Origin of the sequence: uncultured Thiocystis sp., from assembly GCF_903866365.1 — a bacterium.
Lineage (GTDB): Bacteria > Pseudomonadota > Gammaproteobacteria > Chromatiales > Chromatiaceae > Chromatium.
This window is the reverse complement of sequence record NZ_CAIPNF010000057.1, coordinates 1-3,030: the sequence shown is the minus strand read 5'-3', so window position 1 is coordinate 3,030 and position 3,030 is coordinate 1. Positions and strand designations below refer to the sequence as shown.

Here is a 3,030-nt window from a genome sequence, read left to right as displayed (position 1 = left end):
CATTCCCGAATCGCGACACTGCTGGATATCCTCGGCGAGATCGCTGGCGGTCATGGCCAGGATCGGGATCGACCGATAACCGGGCAATTGGCGGATCGCGAGCGTGGCCTCCGGCCCGTCCATGACCGGCATCCGCATGTCCATCAGAATCAGATCGTAGGCGCTCTCGCGCGCCATTGCGATGGCCAACCGGCCGTTGTCGGCGATGTCCACCAGCAGACCGGGGCCATCGCACAGCAGGATGAGTACTATCTCCTGGTTGATCGGATCATCCTCGGCGAGCAGGATGCGACGCCCCTGATGCGCCTGGCGCAGGGCGGACTCGACGCGCGCGACCGACGCCGCGGCGACCTCTGGAACGTCCCGGCCGCGCGCGCGAGACTGGCGCAGAATCGTCGCCACCAGCGCTTCCTGGTCGAGCGGTTTGGTGAGCGTATCGACCATGCCGGCGAGTCGGCATTGTTCATGGTCCGCGGGCAGGGCGTGCGCGGTCTGGCCGATGACCGGCAAGTCTGGCGCCATGGCCGCGATGCGGCGCGTCGCCTCCAGCCCGTCCATCTCCGGCATCTGCACGTCCATCAGGACCACATCGAAAGCCTCGCGCTGGCGCGCGACCGCCTCGACCGCCTGCCGACCATCGCCGACCAGCGTCAGCGCTACCCCTTCGAGGCAGAGCAGATCCTGCAGCACCAGTTGATTCACGGCGTTGTCCTCGGCCGCGAGGATGCGCAGACCGGCCAGCCTGGGCTGGATTCGCGGCGCGAGCCGACTCTCGGACGGGGTGGTATCCAGCGGCACTTCAGCGGCAAGGTAAGGTAACCGGATGACGAAGCAGGAGCCGCTTTCCGACGTGCTTTCGATGCGAATCTCGCCGTTCCTAAAGCCATAGAAAAGTATTCCATGGACGTCAGCCGAACAGTGCTGCTGACGATTCACGGGCCGGAGTCGCGCCGGCCGCAGACAGTAGGGTCTCCGCTCGCGCCGCGCCCCGAAGGGCCGGTGGCGACCGGGATCGGTCCTGGGACCGACTGCCCGCACGGTACATCCGTCGTTGCTGTTGGGCGACCTGCCTCCAAAACGACCAGACGTGCCGCCCCCGATTCCTTGCAGGTAGGGGGCGGGCGGTTCTGGCGCGGCGATTGGGTCGCTCCGACAGGTTTAGGGCACGCCGCGCAATGACCAGCGCGGCGGCGTGATGGGGGCTCAGGCCATAGCGCCCGGCGAATTTCTCGCGCCCGATGACCGAGGTATAGGCGGGGTTGCGCGCGATGACTTCCAGGCCCGCATCATGGGCGCGGGCGCGCAGGGTTGCGCCGATGCGCGCATAGGCCAGCGCCGAGAGCATGCGCGCATGACGCGGGCCTTCGTCTTCGAGCGCCGCTTTCTTCTGGGCGAACGCCAGCTTCTCGATCGCCAGCGGCTTGCCCTTGTCGCGCGCGAACTCCATCAAGGATTTGATGGCGTTGCCGATCGCGGCCTGGGTTTGGTCGCGGTCGAGGCCATACGTGACGAGCGGGATCGTCAGCGCGGCAATCGGATTGCCAAAATGGTCGGTTTCGCACACCGCCAGGTGATCGGCGTTGAGATCGACCCCAATGACGCCGAGCCGCCGGTCGCTCGCGAGCGTGAACGGCAGCGCCTGCGTGGTGACGAACACCCGCCAACCCTTGGCGTCGCGCCGAAAGCGATAGCTGACGGCTTGTTCCAGGGTGAGTGCCGCGACCAGTTGATCCGTGCCGTAAGGCAGGTCGATCTCCAGGCGCTGGTACTTCTCGCCGGACGCGCAGAGCGCCGGGGGCAGCCGTAACCGCAGGGCGAAGCGCTGACCGCCCAGGTACTCGCCCACGCAGCCCTGGCAGCCGCCGGTCTCGTCCTTGGAGCCGATGACAAAAAACTGACTGGACCGCGCGCGTTGCCAGTCCGCGCGCCACTCGTCCAGCGAGGTGTAGCCGTTCGCCTCCAGATCGAACTGCGCGCGGAACAGCTTGCGACGGCCGAAACAGATCCGCACGGTGCCGGCGTCGCGATCGGCCTCAAGTTGGACAAAACGTGCGTGCTGGGTGGCGAGCCGGCGTTGTTTCTGGTGGCGCTTGTTGAGCAGGCGCTTGCGCGCGGCGGCCTCGATCGGTTTGGCGAGCGCCTTGTCGAGCTTGGCGACCACCTGCCGCGCCTTTTTGATCCGCGCCTTGGCCTCGTCGATCAGTCCGTCGCGACGCTCCTTGATGGACGCGATCTTGCCTTTGAGGTTGATCGCGAGGGCGTTGAACTGGCGGGCCGTCAGACCGAAGCGCGCCATGAACTCGGACTTCAGCGCGCCGGGCGCCACGCCGCGCCGCATCGCGGCGAACAGGGCGCGCTCGGCACGTCCGTAGAGGTCGGCATAGGCGTCCAGCACCGCGCCGGCCGTCCCCTCGGGATCGGCGATCCGGGTCTGGTCGGTGCGCTGAACTTTAGCGGTCCGCATCGCCGTTCGCCTGGCATTGCTCGACCAACCGTTGCGCGCGCTGCGCCGCCGCGCGGCGGCCATAAAGCCGGGCGCAGAACGAGGTCAGGACCGCGATCATGTCCGCGACCAGATCGTCCTGGCGTTCTTCGGGATCGACCACCAGCAGGCGCGCGCCGCGGGCGGCCAGCGCCGCCTCGACGTATTCCGCGCCGAAGCGCATGAGCCGATCCCGATGCTCGACCACGATCACATCCACCTTGGGGTCCGCCAGTAACGCGAGGAGCTTTTTGCGATGGCCGTTGAGACCGGAGCCGATCTCGGTGACGGTTTGCGCAACGCTCAAGCGTTGCGCGTTGGCGAAGGTGAGGCAGCGGGCGACCTGGCCGTCCAGGTCGGATGTTTGATCGTGGCTGGACACGCGGGCATAGAGCGCGGCGCGGGGGCCGGTCACTGCGGCGGGGGTGTCCACGTCGACCAGGATCGTGCCGGTCGGCGTTTGGTGCGCGGGCACCGGCAGTCGCCCGGCCTTGTACCAATTCCAGGCCGTGCGGTACGAGATGCCTTGCTGCTTTGCCCAAGTGCTG

General features: G+C 67.4%; 3 protein-coding genes. All 3 read right to left on the bottom strand.

All coding sequences use genetic code 11. From position 1 onward, the window contains the following. Positions 1 to 936: response regulator (locus tag QZY07_RS03520; protein ID WP_295399782.1), on the bottom strand; the 936-nt coding region annotated here is incomplete at its 3' end. After that, entirely contained in the window at positions 908 to 2,464 is a 1,557-nt protein-coding gene (locus QZY07_RS03515; protein WP_295399780.1) for a hypothetical protein, read from the bottom strand. The genes QZY07_RS03515 and QZY07_RS03520, both read right to left, overlap by 29 nt. Beyond that, the coding region (locus QZY07_RS03510; protein WP_295399778.1) for an IS607 family transposase at positions 2,451 to 3,030 on the bottom strand (580 nt) is incomplete at its 5' end. The genes QZY07_RS03510 and QZY07_RS03515, both read right to left, overlap by 14 nt.

What these genes read in the sequence shown, in the direction of transcription:
- QZY07_RS03515 (WP_295399780.1), bottom strand. Translation starts at nt 2,464, where the DNA reads ATGCGGACCGCTAAAGTTCAGCGCACCGACCAGACCCGGATCGCCGAT.